Source organism: Lactobacillus apis (genome assembly GCF_003150935.1).
Taxonomy (GTDB): Bacteria; Bacillota; Bacilli; order Lactobacillales; family Lactobacillaceae; genus Lactobacillus; species Lactobacillus apis.
The window spans coordinates 332,945-352,500 of sequence record NZ_CP029476.1 but is presented as its reverse complement, the minus strand read 5'-3'; the positions used below and the strand labels follow the sequence as shown (position 1 = coordinate 352,500).

Here is a 19,556-nt window from a genome sequence, read left to right as displayed (position 1 = left end):
TCTCCTAAAAAGTTCCCGCTGAAGATGGATGAAACAATTGAAAAGCGTGTCCATTACTTTATTAAAGACCCGAGTCACTTTGCTGGAAAATCAATCGGCGTTTTTGGTGGCGGAGATTCTGCACTTGACTGGGCACTTGAATTAGCAAAGCAACCCGGAACTAAAATTAATTTAATTCATCGAAGGGCAGATTTCCGCGGTTTAGAATCAACATTGCAAGAACTTAAAAGTTTAAAAAATGTTCAAGTTCTCACTCCTTATCTTCCTAAAACGATTGCAATACGAAATAATCAACTTGATATCGGACTTAAGCAGGTCGGTCAAACTGAGTTATTACAAAAGCGGTTCGATCAAATCGTCGTTGCTTATGGCTTTCGCGCGAATAATAGTATTGTCCGCAAATGGGGTGTTGACCTTGAAGATGGCCATATTAAAGTTTCGCGTGAAATGGAAGCTAACATCCCTGGCATTTATGCGATTGGAGATGTAGCAGCTTATTCCGGCAAAGTTCCGGTCATCGGTCTTGGATTTGGCGAAGCACAGATTGCAGTAACTGCAATTATGCGTGCACTATTTCCCGAAAAGACCTTAACGATTCATTCAACCAGTATTTAGGAGCAACATATATGACAATAATCAATTTTATTCTTCACATTGATCACCATCTGATTGAAATAGTCAACCAGTTTGGCAGCTGGACATACTTGATTATTTTTGCCATTATTTTTATTGAAACTGGATTAGTCATTTTCCCTTTTTTGCCAGGTGATTCATTGATTTTCGCCGCTAGTTCAATGGCAGTCAATCCAAAATATCACCTCAACATTTGGCTCGTGTATTTTGCAGTTTTACTAGCCGCAATACTCGGTGATGCATGTAACTATGAAATCGGGGCACGTTCGGTCAAGGCCGGAGCGAAACACTCCTGGTTTAATAAGCTAATTAACCAAAAAAACCGTGAAGCAGCCGAGCGATTTTTCGAGCGGCATGGCTCAATCACAATTGTAATTGGTAGGTTTATCCCCTTTATTAGGACATTTGTTCCTTTTATCTCTGGTGGTAGTAGAATGCACTACGGTACGTTTGCCGTTTACAATATTATCGGCGGTATTATCTGGAGTGGGCTCTTTACAATCATTGGTGCCTTATTCGGCAACATTCCATTTGTTAAAGATCATTTCTCAATGTTAATTCTAGCAATCATACTTATTTCAGTTTTACCAATTTTAATTGTTGGCTTAAAAAAACGAATGACACAAAAAAAGGAGCTCCATTAATGGAACTCCTTTTTATTTTTTCAATAATTGATTTACAAAATATAATTCATAAATAATTCCGCCCACTGCAAAGCATGACGCAAAAAAGCCTTCTGTAAGTACGTTAATAATTGGATCGGTTGATGGATCAAATAACCATGTGTTACTACCGGCAAAAAATAAATGGTGAAAAGTAATAAAGAAATCGTCAAAGTTAGTTAAAGCAAACGGTAATACAACAATTGGTAAAAGTAAAAAGAGTAAAGTCCAAACTTTATCAAGTTTAAGTGCTTTGCTTTTTTTGTTTTTAGTAATTAAGAAAATTATTAGGCAGCACAAAAACGCAAAAACCGCTAAAATAAACAGTCTCTTTACTTCCGCAAAGTGTTGCGCCGCCATTACTGAAGTTGGGAAATTGCTCATATGCAAATGCTGCTTAAATGGCCAAACCAAATAACCCAACAGTTGATTATAGTTATGAATTACTTGCCCAACTGATAGGTTGACAGTTTTATAAGTCTTTTGAACAATGACAAAAACAAGTAGTAAGGGCCAGCTTGCAATTATTGCACCAACAACACTACTAGTAATACCGAATATGAAATGAAACATTACGGCTAAAATGGGATTGCTTTTTTTCATAGTTTAACCTTATCCAAGTCGTCAACTAAAATTGTTGGTTGCTTTTTATCTGCAATATCTTCTGGCTGAGTAATGCCCGTTGTAACTAGCAGTTGGTCCACCTTACTGTTAAATCCAGCTTTGATATCTGTATCATAATTATCACCCACAATTAGTGCGTCTTCTTTTGAACAACCCATTTTTTGCAAAACACGTTCAATGATAATTTCGGAAGGCTTCCCAATGAACAGTGGCTCTACTCCTGTTGCCGTAGCGATCATCGCACATTGTGAACCGTTTCCGGGTAATAAGCCATTTTCACTCGGCAAATTGACATCAGCATTTGTCCCAATAAACTTCGCGCCATTTCTAATTGCGTTAGTAGCAACTTGAACTTTGTGGTAAGTCAAATCAGTGTCCATTCCTACCACTACGTAATCTGGCTTCTCTTCGTTGATTTCGAATTCGGGATGGCTGAGAAATTCATGCCATAAACCAATTTGTCCAATTAAATAAACACCAATTTTGCCACTATCAGTCTCTTTTTTATTTAGCAAATAACTAGTAGTCGCCATGCAAGGCGTATACACATGTGAAGTATCTGTCGCTACTCCATGCCCAGCCAACTTATCTACAACCATTTGCGGTGTACGTGTTGTATTATTAGTCAAAAAAAGATAATTTTTGCCAGCTGCCTCAAGTCGATGAACAAATCTTACACCGGATGCAATAGTCTCTTTTCCGCGATAGATTGTTCCATCCAGATCAATTAAAAACAATTGATAATCTTTCACTTAATTGCTACCTTTCCTCTTTTTGATTACAAAAGTGTGATTATTAGCTTGTGCCTTTTTCACTGTAACTGTTTTTGGTTTTTTGATGCGTGACGCACTCTTTTTATACTTTTTAAAAGTAGCAGTCTTATTGTTAGGTGCAGTTTGCTTCTTATAGCGGGTTACACTGGTACGTCTTTTAAACTTAGTATTTCGGTAGTGATGTACCGGGCTCACCAGTTGCAAAATAAAATAGCCACCACCAGGATTACAGTATTCTATCAAATAATCAGCAATTGTCTGTTCCTTGCGGTCAATTGCCGTTTGTACTTTATCTTTAAAAAAGCCTTTTAAGCGCAGGTGTTCGCTCGAAACATCACCCACAATATAATCATACTGATCTAAATAAGGGTCATATTTTTTACTTAAAAGTTCAGTATCGAGCGCTTCTTGTTTATCCACAAGTACTTGATACAGTTGCTTGTTAATTTTGATTTGCTTGCCAACTATTTTGACCGCTGCAAGTGGATGACGAAGCGGCTGCTGTTCATCAAACTTATTTTCTTTTTTTGATTCATCAATTGGGCTCTTTTGGTCCACCATTAGTTTCACTTCCTATTATTGGATATTTTTTAGCTAAATAATCACCAATTACTTCACGCAAAAATTGTGGGAATAAAAATTGATTATCCCCCACAATTGCAAGCGTAGGGAAAAAAGGCACCAAAACATAGTGGTCCAAAACAGCAATTTGATATTCTTTTGCTGGGTTTATTTCCTTCCCCTCAACAAAAACGGCTTTGCTTAGTGGATCAAACTTTATTCCGCGATAGTGCATTTGACCAAATACTTTTCCCCGAAAACTCATCCCTTGAAGTGGAAAATGATCAAGGTAATGGCGATTTTTTTCGATTTCCATTACAAGGCGCCATAGGTCACTGCCTTTTAATTTTGAGCGTACAACGTGCATTGAATGAGGCAATATTTTTTGCAAGTCATACTTAGTTATGATTCCTTTTTTAAATGGTTCTAAAAATAAGCCAGTACTTAACATTGCTAGATTTGTTCCTGCAAAATCAGCAATCGCATCTAGAGACACATCAATTGCTGCCTCACGGTCTTCATCATATTTTTCTGGTAAATCTGCAACTTTCTCTTGGCTTAGGATTTCTTTTCCACGTTCTTGGTAACCTAAAATGGTTTTTTGATCATCATCATGTTCTCTCATCGAACTTGTAGCTACAACATGTGGTGAGATTCTTTGGATATGGTGCTTGTCATCAATTTCCACATGAATATTTCCTACATAATGACCCCATTTACCAGTTTGAGTAATCCAAACACCATTTACATTTCTGCCATGTGGTAACAGATCATGCGTATGGCCACCAATGATTAAATCAATTTCTGGATAATTATGGGCCAAAAAGGAATCCATATTAAGACCAACATGCGTCAATAGGATTAAAACATCATATTTTCCTTCAATTTTGGATAGAACTTCATCCATCGCATCTTTTAGCATTTTAACGTGCCAATGATTAGGTTCATAAGATAAGGGATAAGCAGCCGTTAAACCAATTAATGCAATTCTTGTGCCTTTTTTGGTTGTCAGAATTTTATCTTGAACCGCCCAATGCGGCATTGATTCATCTTCTTCACGTAAGTTAGCAAGAACTACAGGAAAATTGGCATGATCAAAAAGGTGCTCAACTACTTCATGCGAGTTCGATATTCCCTCATTGTTGCCAATTGTGATGGCATCGTAATTAAACGAATTCATCAATTTAATATTAGCTTGACCATAAGTTGCATCAGTTAATGGATGGGATCTATCCATGAAGTCACCAGCATCAAACGTTAGCACCTGGTCGACAGTCTTATCTTGTTGCGCCTTTTGCAGATAACGACCGATTTTAGGAAAGTTTTCAAAATGTGAGTGCAAATCATTAGTATGTAAAATGCGAAGTTTTTCCATCTCTTGTCCCCTAACCGATCTGATTCGATTTCAAAATCATTTCGTACGCATCCAAGACTTTACCCTTTGGCTTATCCCATTCAACCCAATCAGGATTTTTCCAATCATCCTCATTGGTTAATGTTTCAAGGTGGTAGTTTTTGTTAATATACTCTTCATAAGTGATCAACGCTTTAGTACGTGGAATATTTAGTTGCAAGATGCGCACATTTTTTATATTCCCGTGATCAACCGCCAGTTCGGCTATCCCATTTTGATCAATGTTAGAAATTTCAAAGTATTTACTGCCATCATTGCGTGTGATTTCTTCAATTAAATCTAATTCTTCATACTCTTGCTTCATCTAAATTATCCCTAAAATTAAACTGTTAAATATAGCAAAAAATGTGTAACCATGCTATCGTAATAAACAATAGAGGTGTACACATGAAACGTAAAAGCCATGTATTTACGGCTATTTTTCTTACCATAATCTTCTTGACAAGTAGTGGTTTTACTGTTGTCGGGCACCGCGGCGATCCCACGAAATATCCTGAAGAAACAATCCAGAGCGATGATTCCGCCTTTAATTCAGGTGCTGATTACGTTGAACTCGACCTTCATCTTTCAGCAGATGGACAACTGGTCGTCTCACATGATGATGATTTATATCGAGTTACTCATACACATGCAATTGTATCACAAAATACTTGGCAGGCACTTAGCCAATTAACATATGATAATGGTGAACATGTGATGAGTCTGGATGAGTTATTTGAACACTATCAAAAAAAGCCAAATACCAAATTTGTTTTAGAAACCAAAATTGATCATTCAATTGATCCGTCTTACCAACTAGAAGATGAAATTGCTGCAACAATTAAAAAATATCATATGGAAAAAAGGGTTATGATTCACTCTTTTTCGGCGGCAAGCTTATTTCACTTTCGGAAAGTCATGCCAGACGCATACCTAATTTTACTTGTCGGTAGCCTTAAACGAATCAATTTTAGTAATTTACCGCAAGTCGATGCGGTCAATGTTTCGTCGGACTTGATTTTGAATCACTCTTGGCTAATTCACTGGCTTCATCGCATCAACAAGCAAGTTTATGTTTGGGCAGAAATGGATGAATCACCTGAATTATGGCATTGGCTGATCAATAAAAATATTGATGGCGTTGTAACCAACTTTCCAAGTACCGGTTTTAAATATAAGCTGGCTAAGCAAGGCACTAAGAAATACGACATTCATCGTAACGGCATCTATTTTGGTAAAGAAAAAACAGCGACAATGATGAATCCATACGTCAGAGTTAAACAAAAGAAGTATGTTAAACCTGGGCAAAAATTGGAAGTAATGTACGGCGTCCGTGCCCACAATCAGCTCTATTACCAAATAGACAATCAGACCTTCATTTCCGCCGAGTTTGTTAACCTTGATTTAAAGCAACAGGATGTTGCTCCGTACCAAGACAAACAAATACTGGCCAAGCCCCAACACAAAGTACCGATTTATCGCTTACCTGAAAATCAAGCAAAAACAAAAAAAGAAATGCCAATTAATACTTTGTATAAAATTCAGAACTTTAATGGCAGTCCAAAAAGCATGTGGCTATACACCTCTTTAGGTTGGGTTAAGGCTCGCGATATTCTTTTCTACGGTTTTTTTGACGGAACTAGTTGGCATAATTACAATAAGCTACCTAGAATTAATCGCTACACTAATATCGCTCTACTGGAATATCTGCCTTTACAAGCGCCAAAAACTCTAAACTTTACCCAACAAATTAGAGCAACTTGGAAGTTAAATAATTGAAAGTAGCAAAAAATCGATTCACTTAAATAATGAATCGATTTTTTGTTTATTATTTATTTGCCGTGCTTTGCTTTTTCAACAATTCATATGGCAATTCAATTTGCTTTTTGTCAATTTCTTCATTGTTCATTAGCTTAGTTAGCAATCTCATTGCCACAGCACCAATATCATAAAGTGGTTGACGAATGGCTGTCAGTGCTGGTCTAACGACAGAAGCAATCTGTGTTGCACTAGCAGTTACAATTTCCATTTCTTCAGGAATCTTTGTACCTGCATCAGTTGCGGCATTTAAAATGCCGACAGCGGTAATATCTCGGGTAACGATTACACCATCAATGCCATCCTGACGCAATTGGGAATACAGATTATAGCCATCAGAATGATCTTTAATATTGCTATAAATGTGCCCTTCACCCAAGTTATGATCAGCCATAAACTTCTTATATGCTGGAATGCGGTTTTCTGCATTTACGACTGTATCTGGATCATCTAATACAAGCGCTAAGTTCTTCTTACCATCGTTATAAAGTAAATTTAATGCCTCAGTGTCAGCCTTCATGTAGTCAATTGCAACTGACGGAAACTCTTGGTGATTACTTTTAGTACCAGCCAAAACAACTGGTGTATCTGTACGCTTGAAAGCTTCGGCAGCTTCTTCTGGCAAATTATCTGACATGTAAATTATGCCATCAACTTGCTTGTTCAATAGACCTTGAATTGCTTGATCTTCCTTCATTAAGCGGTTTTCAATACTAGTAATGATGATATTATACTTGTACAGTAATGCGATATCATCTATTCCCTTTGAAAGCTCAGCAAAGTAAAGGTTAGTTAAATCTGGAACGATTAGTCCAACCGTTGTTGTTCGTTTAGAGGCAAGCCCTTGCGCTACTGCATTTGGCTGGTAGTGCAGCCGGTTGATCACCTTTAATACACGTTCACGTGTATCTTTACGAACATTGGTATTGCCATTAACTACTCGTGAAACGGTCGCCATCGACACTTTAGCTTCGCGAGCAACGTCATAAATTGTAATATCTTGTTTACGCATCTCTAATCCCCTATCTTGAATACTCCTAACAAATTTATCATGATTTCCCAAAAAGTGCAAACGTTTACAGCTATTCTTTCATTTTTTCATTGCTATAACATGATATACTTTTCATAATTAATTACTTGATATGAAAGGAAAAGTTTATGAATTTAAACAAATTACAAGAATGGCTGCAAGCATCTGGCAATGATGTTGCTTATATTTCCAATCCAACCACAATCGCTTATTTTACTGGCTACGACATGGAACCACACGAGCGTATCTTTGCTCTTCTAGCATTTAAAGATAGCGATCCATTTGTTTTCGTTCCTGCCTTAAATGTTGAAGAAGCTAAAAATTCTGCTTGGGATGGTGATGTCTTCGGCTACCTTGATTCAGAAGACCCATGGGCAGTAATTGCAGATAAAATTAAAGGTAGGACTTCAGAATACCAAAAATGGGCACTAGAGAAAAATAATTTGTCTGTAGCACATTTCCAACTGATGCATGAACAATTTCCAGACGCAAATTTTGATGGTGATGTTTCAAATTTTATTGCTAAAATTCGACTATATAAAACACCAGAAGAAGTTAAACAATTACAAGCTGCCGGACGCGAAGCAGATTTTGCTTTTGAGATTGGTTTTAACGCAATTAAAACTGGTGTAACCGAGCGCTATATTGCTGGACAAATTGAATATCAATTAAAGGTGCAAAAAGGTGTTATGCACGAAAGTTTTGAAACAATTGTTCAAACCGGGGCAAATGCAGCTAATCCACACTTAGGTCCAACAATGAATAAAGTTCAACCTAATGAACTAGTTTTATTTGATCTTGGAACTATGCATAACGGCTACGCATCAGACGCTAGTAGAACAGTTGCCTACGGTGAACCAAGTGCTAAAGCTAAAGAAATCTATGAAATTGATCGTGAAGCACAGCAAGCCGCAATTGATGCAGTTAAGCCTGGCATGACCGCTTCTGAGTTAGATGGAGTTGCACGTGACATCATTACAAAGGCTGGCTACGGCGAATACTTCATTCACCGTTTGGGTCACGGAATTGGTAAAGACGTCCATGAGTACCCTTCAATTGTTGGTGGCAATGACTTGGTAATCGAGGAAGGCATGTGCTTCTCGATTGAACCAGGAATTTATCTTCCAGGCGTTGCTGGTGTTAGAATCGAAGACTGTGGTGTTGTAACTAAAGACGGTTATGAACCATTTACCCATACCAGCAAGGAACTTAAATACATCCCACTTAGTGATTAGTATTTACAAGAACTAAAAATGCACTAACAGAATTTAACTTCCTGCTAGTGCATTTTTTATTAAGCAATTTTAATTATGGTCTTGTTGAAGGATCCTCTTTAGGAAAAGCATCTGGTCTCTCAGGTGCTTCAGCATTGTGTAAATCACTTACTGAATCCTCAGCTTTATCAGCTAACATTGGATCATCGTCTGAAGAGTTGTCAATCACGATATCATCAAAATCTTTCAATTCAGAATCATCTTCAACATTCTTTGGGAATGAAGCTAATTGATTTTTTACGACTTCAGTACCATTGTCATATTTCTTCTTAAGGTCTTGAACAGTGTCATTGTCCTTAACTTTTTTCTTCAAATCATCGATTTGTTCATCACTAACTAATAATGAGCCAGCTAGAAAACCTGCTGCACCACCAATGATTGCACCTAAAACAAAGTTTGAAAATTTCTTCATTGTAAAAAACTCCTTTTTTCTATTCTTTACCCTTGCGACGTTTCCTACGCGCAAACATTGACGATAAAGCAGAAGATACGAACCCGTTACCACTATTTAAATGAAAGTTGCTAACCCGCTTTGCCATCTTACGTGAAGAGGCGTTCACATCTGAGACACTTTCACCTAAATCAGCAGCAGCCTTGACAACAGGATCTAAAGTCTCCATCTTAACATTGACATCTGCTAAAAGCACATTGGTCTTATCAAGCAAGTCACTTGTTTGATGGGCCAAAACATCAACATCCTTTGAGATTTGTTCAAGTGATTCGTTGGCAGCTTTGATTGTTTGATTCGCTTGCTTTGCTGCTTTTGCAGCGTGGATAAGTACAGGAATTGTGAAAAGTATCAAAACTAATAATGCCACAGCGGCAATTAACCCTGCTACTTCACCATAAGATATATTCTCCATCTTCTACCTCCAATTCTATACCTTAAAAAAAGTCTAGCATGAAAATGCTTCAATCTCAATCTATATGTAATATTTTGCTATGATTAATATGCATATAAGAAAGGCGGAAAACCATGAAACCGACATTTCAACTAAATCAAAGAAATTTAAAATTTAATTGGGACCAAATTGGTACGCAAGTGTTGACCGTGGTTTGGCAGCTTGCCATCTCCACAATTATCTTCTTCTTAATTTCCCATTTTGGTAAAAAAATAATTAGTCATTATTGGAAAAACAGCAAAAGGCCCCAAAATAAGCGTTCTAAGACAGTCGCTGCCTTAATTAATAGTATTTTTTCCTACACTGTAATTTTCTTTTACCTCTTTGCAGTTTTATCAATTCTGGGTGTTCCAATCGGCACCTTGCTCGCAAGCGCTGGTATTTTCTCACTTGCATTAGGGATGGGCGCACAAGGCTTTGTTAGTGACCTCGTCAATGGCTTCTTTATTTTAAGTGAAGACCAATTTGATGTGGGAGACCTTGTTCAAATAAACAATCAAACGGGTGTAGTGATTCAACTGGGACTCAGAACTACTAGACTCAAAGGCACCGATGGTTCTATCATCTATATTCCTAATCGTAACATCTCAATTGTTCAGAATCTCGCACACGGTGGTACAGGACTCGACATTGAACTGCAGTTAAAAGTTGATAGTGACTTCAATTATGTTCGAGAGTTAATCAATCAGGTTAACTCACAAAATGAGGGCAAAGAAAAAGCACTTATTCAAAAACCATTAATTGTTGGGGTTACTTCTCAAACTGCTCAAACAGTGAAATATGTTATTCATTTTCAAGTCAAGCCAGGCAATGAAAAAGCAGTGCAAGACCGCTATTTATCTGAGTATTTAAAAACTTTACAGGCACATGACATCAATTTAGCGCAATAAAAAAGGCTAATTACATTAAGTTCGTGATAAACGACATACTTTAGTGTAATTAACCTTTTTTGTTTAAAACTGGGCTAACCAGGTCGGAAATTTCTCAAGCAGCTTTTGGATTGCTCGACCACGATGTGATAGTCCATTTTTTTCAGCAACCGTCATCTGTGCAAAAGTTTTTCCTTTTTCTGGCACATAAAAAAGTGGATCGTAACCAAAACCATCTTCACCTTCTGGTGCCACCAGAATTCGACCCGCGCACTGACCAGAAACAACTAAGTCATGTTCAAATTCGCCTGGATATGATGCCACAATTGTTGTATTAAATTTGGCCGTTCTCTTTCCTGATGGAACTCCACCGAGCTCAACTAACAATTTAGCATTATTTTTTTGATCATTGTGCTCTTCACCAGCAAAACGTGCTGATCGCACCCCAGGTGCACCATCAAGTGCATCAACCATCAAACCAGAATCATCAGCAATCGTAATCATGTTACTAAATTCAGCCAAAGCATGTGCTTTTAGCTTCGCATTTTGTTCAAAAGTCGTTCCATATTCTTCAACGATAGGTGGATGCTTTAAATCTGCATTAGTCTTGATTTGAACGTCAATCTTAGCCTGTTTGAAGGCCTCTTGAAGCTCTCTTACTTTTCCTTGATTAGTTGTAGCAAATAAAATTTCTTTCATTTTTTGTCCCTTTTATACCTGAATTGCGTTGAAATTAGGCTCAGCGAGAATTTGCGCACCCAATTTATTTACTTTTTTGACATCCCCAGTTGTAAAGTACTCATGCTTGCCCAAATTTGGCCGTTCACATGCTGCTCCTTTGGTCTGCAATAATTCTTCTGTATATCTGGCGATCTCATCAGCAGGGTTAATTAATTGCACGTTATTAGGTAAACACTGTGCAAATTGCTTTTGAATAATTGGATAATGGGTACAGCCCAAGATTAACGTATCAAAACTCTTCTTTTGTAATGGTTCTAGTGTTTCCGTTAAAACAGGCAAAATGTCCGCTGGTGTAGCATTATTTTCGATTAGTGGCACTAACTTAGGAGCAGCTAATTCTGTAACTTCAATTGCAGGATCAAGCGCCGTAATTTCTTTTTTGTAAGCGTGCGATGATGCCGTCATTTGAGTCCCGACAACAGCAATATGCTTATTTTTAGTCGCACGTATTGCAGCGATGCTGCCAGATTTAATCACACCAATCAGCTTAGTGTTAGTTTCATTTTGAATAACATCTAGTGCAACCTTAGTTGCTGTATTACAGGCAAAAATAATCAATTTAACATTTTTACTCAATAAAAATTCAACACTTTGTCTCGTTAATTCAGTGATTTCGTCTTTAGTTTTATCACCATATGGAATATGTGCATTATCACCAATAAAAACTGTTGCTTCATTTGGCATTTGCGCAATAATTTTTTTAACTACCGTTAAACCGCCAACACCAGAATCTAACAACCCGATTGGCCGATTATCCATAATATAAAATCCCCTTATTTTTTTCTATTTCAATCAATTTTAAGGTAAAATATAAGAAAATAAAAGGGATGAATTCTTAATGCAAGACAATCAGCAACAAAGTGAACACGTATATTTTGTTAATCAGTTATATCGCGACTTTCTTTTACCAACTATTTTGGGTGAAACGAGCGAAGAAATTTTATATTGGGGCGGCAAAAGAATCGCTCGTAAATATGATTTAGCTTCCTTTGAAGATGTTAATAGTTTCTTTGAAACAACTGAATTTGGCACTTTAACTAAAATAAAGGAACGCAGAACAGAAATTGATTTTGAATTAGCAGGCCAAAGCGTTACCGACCGGCTTAATAGTGACAGCCAAGAGTTTTCGCTTGAAGCAGGAATCATTGCGGAGGCAGTTGAAAAAGAAACTGGCCGCACAACTGAATGCGAATTAGAAATTGATCACAAAAATAATTTAGTTCACATAGCAGCCAAATTTGATTAAATTAAAAAGCAGCTTAATTGAGTTTCTTGCCATCTTTGCTCTATGATTAAAGTGAGAATGGAGGAAAAAATTATGCTGAAAGAATTTAAGCAATTTATTGAACGTGGCAATGTAATTGATTTAGCAGTCGGTGTTATCATCGGCGGTGCATTCACCAATATTGTAAATTCATTAGTATCCAACCTAATCAACCCACTTATCGGTCTATTTATCGGTCGAATCGACTTATCCAACTTAGTTTTGAAAGTTGGCGGTGCAACATTTAAATATGGTGCATTTATCAATACGGTGATTAATTTCTTAATTATCGCCTTTATTGTCTTCCTGCTTGTCAAAGCAGTCAACAAAGTAACTAGACCTAAACCTGCTGAGCAAAAACCAGCTCAACCTACTTCAGAAGATTACTTAAAACAAATTCGTGATCTTTTACAAGCTAGAAACAACTAATAGTGATCTGTTCGTCACTTTCCAAGTTAGAACAATCAAAAAACCTTCTGCTAATTGCAGAAGGTTTTTCCTATACTTTTAATCTGTGTATTGATTCAAAATTTGATCAAGCTTTGCCTTAGGTGTGTAACCTGTCAAGCGATCAACAATTTCACCATTCTTTTTGATGATTAAAGTTGGAATTGCCATTACACCTAAAGAACTTGGTGTATCTTTATTTTCATCAACATCCATCTTGGTGAATTTAACATCTTGACGCTCTTCAGCTAATTCATCAATAACTGGTGATTGCATTTTGCAAGGACCACACCATGTTGCCCAAAAGTCAGTTAGGACAACGCCATCTTTAGTTTCTTCTTCAAAGTTTTGATCTGTAAGTTCATCAACCATGAGTAAAACCTCCCTAAATAGTTGTAGCTCTTCATAAGTAATTTAATTATAGCATGTAACTTACTTTTTACAAGTTAAACGCGCTACTTCAAGTGAACAATCGTCGCTCCGTTGCCACCTTCGTTTGCAGGAGCGTAGTTAAAGCTTTTGACGTATCTACTTGCCTTTAAGTATTGCCAAACGCCCTTTCTAATGGCACCTGTTCCGATACCATGAATAATCGTCACTACATCAAGCCCAGCCAGTAAAACTGAATCAATATAACGATCAAGATTGGTCATTGCTTCATCATAGCGCTGTCCACGCAAGTCTAATTCACTACGTGCATTACTGCGACGATTAGCACCAGTAGCGCGGACTAGCTTGGTTGAATGCTTCTTTGCTTCATTATCCACACCAACTTTTTCAATGTCACGGTCACTGACTTTAACCTTAATAATGCCCATTTGTACTTCATACTCATGCTCTGACATCTTTTTAGTTATTGTACCAGTCTGGCCATATGACAACACCTTAACCTTATCGCCAACATTGACATGGTGACGGCGTTTTTCTTTTTGTAAAACACGATTATGCGCCAGATTTTCATTCTGCTTTTCAAGCTGGTTAAATTCACTTTTAGCCTCAATCAGCTCGTTCTGTTTTAAACTGCCTTGCTGATTTTCAAGCTGTTCAATAATCTTTTCGGCTTTTTTACGACTCTTTGCGACAACCTCATTGGCACGTTCTTGAGCAAATTCAAGTTGCTTTTGGACGCGTTGATTGTACCAGTCAAGTGCTTGCTGCAGTTTAAGCTCAAGCTTTTTGCTACGATCAAGACTGGTCACTAAATGATTGCGAGCATCTGTTGCTGCCTTAGTCTGCTTAGTCAATTCTTCAATCATTTGATTAATGTCGGCATTATCATCTGACATGAGGCTTTCGGCGCTTTTAACCACGTCTTCGCGCATCCCCAATCTACGCGCAATTGCGAAGGCATTACTGTGACCGGGAATCCCAATTTGCAGCCGATAAGTCGGCGATAAGGTCTTCAAATCAAATTCCATTGAAGCATTGGTAACTTTTGGCCGGTTGTAACCATATAATTTCAGCTCCGGATAGTGTGTGGTTACAATAATTTTAGCCTGCTTTTTGCGTAAAAAGTCTAAAATACTAATTGCTAAACTGGCTCCTTCTTCTGGATCAGTTCCCGCACCAATTTCATCAATTAAAACCAAAGTTTGATCATCGACATTTTTCATAATATCAATGATGCCATTAATGTGGGATGAAAAGGTACTGAGCGATTGCTCAATTGACTGTTCATCACCAATATCAGCACAAATATCACGGAAAACTGCTGCTTTACTGCCCTCAGCAGCTGGAATAAATAGGCCTGCTTGTGCCATTAACTGCAACAAACCAACAGTTTTCAAAGTGATTGTTTTACCACCTGTGTTCGGTCCCGTTATTAAAATTGTGTCAAATTCTTCGCCCAAACGGATATCATTAGCCACAACTTTTTCAGGATCAATTAAAGGGTGTCTCGCTTTAATAAATGAAAGTGAGTGGTCCTGCGTTAATTTAGGCTCGGTCGCTTTCATTTCATGAGCAAGCCTTGCCTTAGCCTGAATGAAGTCTAACTGAACAATTGCAGAAAAAATAGTATCAATTTGATCAACCTCTTCGCGTGCTAAATCAGAAAGATTACGTAAAATGCGTTCAATTTCACGTCTTTCTTCCGCAAGCAAGTTTTGTTGTTGATTATTTAGGTTCAGGACGCTGCTAGGCTCAATAAATAGTGTTTGTCCACTGGCACTTTGATCATGAACTACACCGCCAAACTTATTTCGGTATTCTTGCTTAACTGGAATAACGTAGCGCTCATCTCTGATTGTCACAATTTGTTCAGACAAATACTTGCTACTGCTCCCCTTAGTGTAAGCATCCATTCGATTCTTGATTTCACGGTCATTATTTTTTAGTTCATGACGTAGCTGTGCCAACTTAGTGGAGGCACTATCAAGAATTTCACCGTCATAATCAAGCGCCTTTTTTAACTGATTGAATAAGGTATCTGGTACATCTAACTCTGCTAAAATAGTTTCAATGGTCGATAAATCAAGTTCTTCTTCATCTACATCAGCCACAAAGTTATTAATGTCATTAGCCAGAGTTAGTACTAGTAGCAAGTTACCCAATTCATGGGCATTCAAATTAGCCTTAATTCGCAAACGTTTTGTACTTGGCGTAACATCCTTGAAGTCAGTTAACGGCATCTGACCTTTTATGCGCAACAAATTTGCACCGGTTAGTGTTTGACTTAATTCTCTTTCAACTTGAGTAAAATCAGCACTTGGCAAAAGCTTAGCTGCCATTTTTTTAGCCGGAGCCGTAATCGCCATTTTTTGCAATTTTTCAGTGATTTTTGCAAATTCTAGTGTTTCTAATATTTTATTATTCATCTATTTAAAATCTCTATTAATAAAAAAAGGCTGGCTTCGCCAGTCTTTTTCATTTATTCACCGCTTAAACGGTCATCGTCCAAGAATGTATTGAGTACACCCTGAACCATACCCCATTCATCGTCTGCCTCAATTTCATGCAAATCGTTGCTGGTTACATCTCCATCAGCGTCAGCATCAAAACTGAATGCAAGGACTTCGATTTCTTCGTCTTCATCCGTCGAAGCCGGATAAAGTAAAATGTAAGACTTGTCATAATCGTCTGAATGAAAAGTGAATAAAACTTCGTATAACTCCTCATTACCATTTTCATCAACTAAAGTTAATTGGCGATCATCGCCTTGTATTTCTTGTGTCATATTAATCCTTTCGATTTAGGTCTAAATAATTTTGCAGAATTAAAACCGCGGCCATTTGGTCAATAACTTCTTTACGTTTATGGCGGTCATGAATTTCAGCTTCATCAACCAGTACACGCTGGGATTCAACTGTGGTCAAGCGTTCATCTGAATAATAAATTGGCAAACCAAACTTTTCTTGCAATCTTTGACCATATGCCTTACTTCTTTTAACAGAAGTACCAGATGAACCGTCCATATTCTTAGGCAATCCTAGCACAAAACCGGACGGATTATATTCACGAACGATTTTCTTTAAAGGACGCATCCCAAAATTAAATCGATCTTCATCAATCTGAATGGTTGTAACTTTTTGGGCGGTTATTCCCAATTCATCACTAACTGCCACTCCGACTGTCTTTGAACCGACATCCAAACCAAGCAAGCGCATTATTTATTTTTACCAAGATAACTTTTTACAAGCTCTTCAATTATTTCATCACGTTCATGTTTTAAAATCAAATTACGTGCGTCATTATGCCGTGGAATATATGCCGGATCGCCAGACAGTAAGTAACCGACAATCTGGTTAACCGGATTGTATCCTTTTTCTTCAAGGGCATTATATACCTCTTGGAGAGTGTCATAGACATTCTTGCCTTTATTTTCATTAAAGTCAAAATGCATTGTCTTATCTAGCGAACTCATAATCATTCCTCCTAGCATAATTTTACTTGAAAAACACGTTAAACTCAAACACTTAATTTTCTGTGACGATTGAAATCACTTGTTTGATAGCATCTTCAAGACCTTCAGGTTTTTTACCACCTGCTTGAGCCATGTTTGGACGACCACCACCGCCGCCACCAAAGGTTGGGGCAACTTGTTTAATTAGGTCACCTGCTTTGAGACCTGCATCTAGCGCCTTGTCATTTAGGCTAATAATCATGTTGGCCTTGCCATCTTTACCTGCAGCTAAAACTAGAACGTCTGATTTGTCCTCACTCTTCCAAGTATCAGCCAGCTCACGTAAGTCATTCATACCGTTAACGTCAACTTTTTGCGCAATAATTGATAAATCACCCGCTTGTTCAACGTTATTAAAAATTGAACCAGCTTTAACTTGGTTAATTTGTGAATTCAAGTCTTCAACTTGTTTTTGACTATCGTGCAGTTCTTGTTCCAGACTACCAACTTTATCAAGAATATCTTCAGGTTTAGTCGATTTTACTTCTGTTTGAATTTCGTCCAATAATTCGGAGCGGTTTGATAGGTATTCATATGCCTTTTTGGACATCACTGCTTCAATTCTTCTCATTCCCGCACCAATTGCTGACTCGGAAATAATCTTGAAGACACCAATTTGATTGGTATTAGCACAGTGGGTACCACCACAGAATTCAATTGAGAAGTCTTCCATTTGAACAACGCGGACCTTGTCACCATATTTACCATCAAATAAGGCTAAAGCGCCCATGTCTTTTCCTTTTTCTGGATCAGTAATGGTTGTTTTAACTTCAATTGCTTCCCAAATCTTTTGGTTAACTAAGTTTTCAACCGATTTAATTTCTTTCGCGGTCATTGGTTCAATAGCAGTAAAGTCAAAGCGTAAGAAATCAGGCTCTACCAAACTTCCGGCTTGATGAGTATGCTCACCTAACACACTTCTTAAAGCAGCGTGTAATAAGTGCGTAGCGGTATGTGAATGGCGCAAGCCTTCACGACGAACACGATCAATCTTTAAGGTGTATTCTTCACCCTTTTCTAGTGGCAAAACAACATCAACAAAGTGCATGTTTTGATCATTTGGTGCGTGTTGTACGTCAGTTACTTGAGCAACTAATTCACCTTCACGATTGTAAATATTACCGTGATCGGCTACCTGACCGCCTCGTTCAGCGTAAAATGGAGTCTTATCAAAGATTAAGACTGCATTATCACCATCAGCACGATCAACTAATTTGTCATCAACAAGAATATCAATCAATTTTGCATTGTCTTCGTATACGCCGTACTCAAACTCAGATTTATCTTTTAGGTTCATTAAAGTTTCATCTTGTGCACCCATTGATTGCAAATCACCACGTGCTTTACGTGCCCGTTCTTTTTGAGCTTTCATTTCAGCGTCAAAGCCCTTTTTATCAACTTCTAATCCTGCATCTTGTGCAGTTTCAAAAGTTAATTCGTAAGGAAAACCGTAAGTATCGAATAACTTAAATGCATCTTTTCCTGAAATTGTTTTATCGTCAGACTTCTTAGCCTTTTCAATTAAGTCATCAAGTAGAGTTAAACCGGAATCAAGAGTTAATTGGAATCGTTCTTCTTCGTTCTTAATTACTTTAGCAATAAAGTCCTTCTGATCAGTAACTTCTGGATAATGGCTTTCCATAATCTTACCAACAACAGGTACTAATTTATAAAGAAATGAACCTTTAATACCTAAGCGTTGACCATTTAAATCAGCACGACGAATTAACCGGCGTAGAACGTAGCCACGTCCAGTATTTGATGGTAATGCCCCATCAGCAATAGCAAAACTGACTGTTCGAACGTGATCGGCAATTATCTTGAAAGCAGTAGTGTCTGCTGCGTTTTCGCCATATTTCTTATTTGCAGTCATCTTTTCTGTTTCGTGGATGATTGGCAAGAATAAATCAGTTTCAAAGTTAGTTGGAGCGTCTTGTAAAATTGACAGTACACGCTCTAGTCCCATTCCCGTATCAATGTTTTTATGCGGTTGATCAACATATTCACCATTTGCCAAGTGGTTGTATTGGGAGAACACAATGTTCCAAATTTCTAGATAACGCGCATTTTCACCACCAGGGAAGTTCTCTGGATCGTCTTCTGCCACATCATTATTTTCTTGACCACGGTCATAGAAGATTTCGGAGTCAGGACCACAAGGACCTTCACCAATGTCCCAGAAGTTTTCTTCTAATTTAACAATATGATCTTCAGGCATGCCAACTTCAAGCCAAATTTTATGTGCTTCAGTATCTTTAGGATAAACCGTGCAATAAAGCTTTTCTTTATCCAAATCAAGCCATTCTGGACTAGTCAAAAATTCCCAAGCCCAAGAAATAGCCTCTTTTTTAAAGTAATCACCAACTGAAAAGTTACCAAGCATTTCAAAGAAGGTTTGGTGACGTGCTGTTTTACCTACGTTTTCAATATCATTAGTTCTAATTGATTTTTGTGAACTAGTGATTCGATGATTTTTAGGTACAACAGAGCCATCAAAGTATTTCTTCATTGTTGCAACACCAGAGTTAATCCAAAGTAGTGTTGGATCATCTTGCGGAATTAGTGATTGACTTGGCATCACCATATGACCATGTTGTTCGAAGAAGTCCAAAAACATTTGTCTAAATTCCGAACTTGTTAGTTTCTTCATCAATATCTCTCCCT

General features: G+C 37.6%; 23 protein-coding genes (1 of these 23 cut by a window edge). 7 read left to right on the top strand and 16 right to left on the bottom strand.

Features of this window, described 5'->3' with window-relative positions:
• Window positions 1-615, top strand: partial view of an NAD(P)/FAD-dependent oxidoreductase gene (locus DKL56_RS01680; protein ID WP_109715185.1) — the 3' portion only. The gene continues 387 nt to the left of window position 1, outside the view; the window shows 615 of its 1,002 coding nt (coding positions 388-1,002); its start codon lies off the left edge, out of view; it ends in the stop codon at window positions 613-615.
• Window positions 616-626: 11 nt separating this feature from the next.
• On the top strand, window positions 627-1,277 hold the full coding sequence (locus tag DKL56_RS01675) for a VTT domain-containing protein (protein ID WP_109715184.1): 651 nt from the start codon (window positions 627-629) through the stop codon (window positions 1,275-1,277).
• Window positions 1,278-1,289: 12 nt separating this feature from the next.
• Here the strand turns inward: DKL56_RS01675 and DKL56_RS01670 are convergent, their stop codons facing one another.
• The 5 genes from DKL56_RS01670 to DKL56_RS01650 are packed head-to-tail and all read right to left on the bottom strand — an operon-like array spanning window position 1,290 to window position 4,971.
• Window positions 1,290-1,898: a TIGR01906 family membrane protein gene (locus DKL56_RS01670; RefSeq protein ID WP_109715183.1), complete on the bottom strand. Its 609-nt coding sequence runs from the start codon at window positions 1,896-1,898 to the stop codon at window positions 1,290-1,292.
• On the bottom strand, window positions 1,895-2,671 hold the full coding sequence (locus DKL56_RS01665; RefSeq protein WP_109715182.1) for a TIGR01457 family HAD-type hydrolase: 777 nt from the start codon (window positions 2,669-2,671) through the stop codon (window positions 1,895-1,897). Before DKL56_RS01665 ends, DKL56_RS01670 begins: the two co-directional genes overlap by 4 nt.
• On the bottom strand, window positions 2,672-3,253 hold the full coding sequence (locus DKL56_RS01660) for a YutD family protein (RefSeq protein WP_109715181.1): 582 nt from the start codon (window positions 3,251-3,253) through the stop codon (window positions 2,672-2,674).
• A complete protein-coding gene (locus DKL56_RS01655; protein WP_109715180.1) occupies window positions 3,228-4,628 on the bottom strand; it encodes a bifunctional metallophosphatase/5'-nucleotidase in 1,401 nt (466 codons plus the stop codon). Before DKL56_RS01655 ends, DKL56_RS01660 begins: the two co-directional genes overlap by 26 nt.
• A gap of 10 nt (window positions 4,629-4,638) precedes the next feature.
• Window positions 4,639-4,971, bottom strand: a complete 333-nt coding sequence (locus DKL56_RS01650; protein WP_074426388.1) for a hypothetical protein — start codon at window positions 4,969-4,971, stop codon at window positions 4,639-4,641.
• Window positions 4,972-5,054: 83 nt separating this feature from the next.
• Between DKL56_RS01650 and DKL56_RS01645 the strand changes: the two genes are divergently transcribed.
• Entirely contained in the window at window positions 5,055-6,425 is a 1,371-nt protein-coding gene (locus DKL56_RS01645; protein WP_046306155.1) for a glycerophosphodiester phosphodiesterase, read from the top strand.
• Window positions 6,426-6,474: 49 nt separating this feature from the next.
• Here DKL56_RS01645 and DKL56_RS01640 read toward each other — a convergent pair whose 3' ends face one another.
• Window positions 6,475-7,476, bottom strand: a complete 1,002-nt coding sequence (locus DKL56_RS01640) for a substrate-binding domain-containing protein (protein ID WP_109715179.1) — start codon at window positions 7,474-7,476, stop codon at window positions 6,475-6,477.
• Between the two features lie 146 nt (window positions 7,477-7,622).
• Between DKL56_RS01640 and DKL56_RS01635 the strand changes: the two genes are divergently transcribed.
• Complete coding sequence (locus DKL56_RS01635) at window positions 7,623-8,729, top strand: aminopeptidase P family protein (protein WP_074426385.1); 1,107 nt, start codon at window positions 7,623-7,625, stop codon at window positions 8,727-8,729.
• A gap of 73 nt (window positions 8,730-8,802) precedes the next feature.
• Here DKL56_RS01635 and DKL56_RS01630 read toward each other — a convergent pair whose 3' ends face one another.
• Window positions 8,803-9,180, bottom strand: a complete 378-nt coding sequence (locus DKL56_RS01630) for a DUF1269 domain-containing protein (RefSeq protein WP_109715178.1) — start codon at window positions 9,178-9,180, stop codon at window positions 8,803-8,805.
• Between the two features lie 19 nt (window positions 9,181-9,199).
• Window positions 9,200-9,631 carry a DUF948 domain-containing protein gene (locus DKL56_RS01625; RefSeq protein ID WP_046306148.1) on the bottom strand — a complete coding sequence of 144 codons (432 nt, stop codon included), beginning with the start codon at window positions 9,629-9,631 and terminating at the stop codon, window positions 9,200-9,202.
• 113 nt (window positions 9,632-9,744) lie between these two features.
• On the opposite strand from DKL56_RS01625, the gene DKL56_RS01620 reads away from it, so the two are divergent.
• Window positions 9,745-10,560, top strand: coding sequence for a mechanosensitive ion channel family protein (locus DKL56_RS01620; protein WP_109715177.1), 816 nt, complete (start codon window positions 9,745-9,747; stop codon window positions 10,558-10,560).
• Window positions 10,561-10,623: 63 nt separating this feature from the next.
• Here DKL56_RS01620 and DKL56_RS01615 read toward each other — a convergent pair whose 3' ends face one another.
• Together DKL56_RS01615 and murI are read right to left on the bottom strand one after the other, a co-directional pair.
• Window positions 10,624-11,238 (bottom strand): XTP/dITP diphosphatase, encoded by a 615-nt coding sequence (locus DKL56_RS01615; protein WP_109715176.1) that lies wholly within the window; start codon window positions 11,236-11,238, stop codon window positions 10,624-10,626.
• Between the two features lie 12 nt (window positions 11,239-11,250).
• Entirely contained in the window at window positions 11,251-12,039 is a 789-nt protein-coding gene (gene murI, locus DKL56_RS01610; RefSeq protein WP_109715175.1) for a glutamate racemase, read from the bottom strand.
• A gap of 79 nt (window positions 12,040-12,118) precedes the next feature.
• On the opposite strand from murI, the gene DKL56_RS01605 reads away from it, so the two are divergent.
• Window positions 12,119-12,526 carry a YslB family protein gene (locus tag DKL56_RS01605; protein ID WP_046306141.1) on the top strand — a complete coding sequence of 136 codons (408 nt, stop codon included), beginning with the start codon at window positions 12,119-12,121 and terminating at the stop codon, window positions 12,524-12,526.
• A 72-nt stretch (window positions 12,527-12,598) separates the two neighbouring features.
• Entirely contained in the window at window positions 12,599-12,973 is a 375-nt protein-coding gene (gene mscL / locus DKL56_RS01600) for a large-conductance mechanosensitive channel protein MscL (RefSeq protein WP_074426378.1), read from the top strand.
• A gap of 78 nt (window positions 12,974-13,051) precedes the next feature.
• On the opposite strand, the gene trxA is transcribed toward mscL, so the two are convergent.
• The 6 genes from trxA to alaS all read right to left on the bottom strand — a co-directional run bounded on the left by trxA (window position 13,052) and on the right by alaS (window position 19,542).
• Window positions 13,052-13,363: a thioredoxin gene (trxA, locus tag DKL56_RS01595; protein ID WP_074426377.1), complete on the bottom strand. Its 312-nt coding sequence runs from the start codon at window positions 13,361-13,363 to the stop codon at window positions 13,052-13,054.
• Between the two features lie 83 nt (window positions 13,364-13,446).
• Window positions 13,447-15,807: an endonuclease MutS2 gene (locus DKL56_RS01590; RefSeq protein WP_109715174.1), complete on the bottom strand. Its 2,361-nt coding sequence runs from the start codon at window positions 15,805-15,807 to the stop codon at window positions 13,447-13,449.
• Between the two features lie 53 nt (window positions 15,808-15,860).
• A complete protein-coding gene (locus DKL56_RS01585; RefSeq protein WP_109715173.1) occupies window positions 15,861-16,166 on the bottom strand; it encodes a DUF1292 domain-containing protein in 306 nt (101 codons plus the stop codon).
• Between the two features lies 1 nt (window position 16,167).
• Window positions 16,168-16,596, bottom strand: coding sequence for a Holliday junction resolvase RuvX (ruvX, locus tag DKL56_RS01580; protein WP_046306131.1), 429 nt, complete (start codon window positions 16,594-16,596; stop codon window positions 16,168-16,170).
• The gene (locus DKL56_RS01575; protein ID WP_046306129.1) at window positions 16,596-16,853 is read right to left on the bottom strand and encodes an IreB family regulatory phosphoprotein; all 258 of its coding nucleotides are present in this window, start codon (window positions 16,851-16,853) and stop codon (window positions 16,596-16,598) included. The genes ruvX and DKL56_RS01575 overlap by 1 nt, the downstream gene beginning before the upstream one ends.
• Before the next feature lie 52 nt (window positions 16,854-16,905).
• Window positions 16,906-19,542 carry an alanine--tRNA ligase gene (gene alaS, locus DKL56_RS01570; protein WP_109715172.1) on the bottom strand — a complete coding sequence of 879 codons (2,637 nt, stop codon included), beginning with the start codon at window positions 19,540-19,542 and terminating at the stop codon, window positions 16,906-16,908.
• Between the last annotated feature and the right edge of the window lie 14 nt (window positions 19,543-19,556).

Excerpts from the sequence above, each read along its gene's own strand:
- DKL56_RS01585 (WP_109715173.1), bottom strand. The coding sequence starts at position 16,166 with ATGACACAAGAAATACAAGGCGATGATCGCCAATTAACTTTAGTTGAT.
- DKL56_RS01670 (WP_109715183.1), bottom strand. The coding sequence starts at position 1,898 with ATGAAAAAAAGCAATCCCATTTTAGCCGTAATGTTTCATTTCATATTC.
- DKL56_RS01660 (WP_109715181.1), bottom strand. The coding sequence starts at position 3,253 with ATGGTGGACCAAAAGAGCCCAATTGATGAATCAAAAAAAGAAAATAAG.
- ruvX (WP_046306131.1), bottom strand. The coding sequence starts at position 16,596 with ATGCGCTTGCTTGGTTTGGATGTCGGTTCAAAGACAGTCGGAGTGGCA.
- DKL56_RS01635 (WP_074426385.1), top strand. The coding sequence starts at position 7,623 with ATGAATTTAAACAAATTACAAGAATGGCTGCAAGCATCTGGCAATGAT.
- DKL56_RS01650 (WP_074426388.1), bottom strand. The coding sequence starts at position 4,971 with ATGAAGCAAGAGTATGAAGAATTAGATTTAATTGAAGAAATCACACGC.
- DKL56_RS01625 (WP_046306148.1), bottom strand. The coding sequence starts at position 9,631 with ATGGAGAATATATCTTATGGTGAAGTAGCAGGGTTAATTGCCGCTGTG.
- DKL56_RS01630 (WP_109715178.1), bottom strand. The coding sequence starts at position 9,180 with ATGAAGAAATTTTCAAACTTTGTTTTAGGTGCAATCATTGGTGGTGCA.
- DKL56_RS01605 (WP_046306141.1), top strand. The coding sequence starts at position 12,119 with ATGCAAGACAATCAGCAACAAAGTGAACACGTATATTTTGTTAATCAG.
- alaS (WP_109715172.1), bottom strand. The coding sequence starts at position 19,542 with ATGAAGAAACTAACAAGTTCGGAATTTAGACAAATGTTTTTGGACTTC.
- DKL56_RS01640 (WP_109715179.1), bottom strand. The coding sequence starts at position 7,476 with ATGCGTAAACAAGATATTACAATTTATGACGTTGCTCGCGAAGCTAAA.
- DKL56_RS01620 (WP_109715177.1), top strand. The coding sequence starts at position 9,745 with ATGAAACCGACATTTCAACTAAATCAAAGAAATTTAAAATTTAATTGG.
- murI (WP_109715175.1), bottom strand. The coding sequence starts at position 12,039 with ATGGATAATCGGCCAATCGGGTTGTTAGATTCTGGTGTTGGCGGTTTA.
- DKL56_RS01655 (WP_109715180.1), bottom strand. The coding sequence starts at position 4,628 with ATGGAAAAACTTCGCATTTTACATACTAATGATTTGCACTCACATTTT.
- DKL56_RS01590 (WP_109715174.1), bottom strand. The coding sequence starts at position 15,807 with ATGAATAATAAAATATTAGAAACACTAGAATTTGCAAAAATCACTGAA.
- DKL56_RS01645 (WP_046306155.1), top strand. The coding sequence starts at position 5,055 with ATGAAACGTAAAAGCCATGTATTTACGGCTATTTTTCTTACCATAATC.
- mscL (WP_074426378.1), top strand. The coding sequence starts at position 12,599 with ATGCTGAAAGAATTTAAGCAATTTATTGAACGTGGCAATGTAATTGAT.
- DKL56_RS01615 (WP_109715176.1), bottom strand. The coding sequence starts at position 11,238 with ATGAAAGAAATTTTATTTGCTACAACTAATCAAGGAAAAGTAAGAGAG.
- DKL56_RS01675 (WP_109715184.1), top strand. The coding sequence starts at position 627 with ATGACAATAATCAATTTTATTCTTCACATTGATCACCATCTGATTGAA.
- DKL56_RS01575 (WP_046306129.1), bottom strand. The coding sequence starts at position 16,853 with ATGAGTTCGCTAGATAAGACAATGCATTTTGACTTTAATGAAAATAAA.
- trxA (WP_074426377.1), bottom strand. The coding sequence starts at position 13,363 with ATGGTTGATGAACTTACAGATCAAAACTTTGAAGAAGAAACTAAAGAT.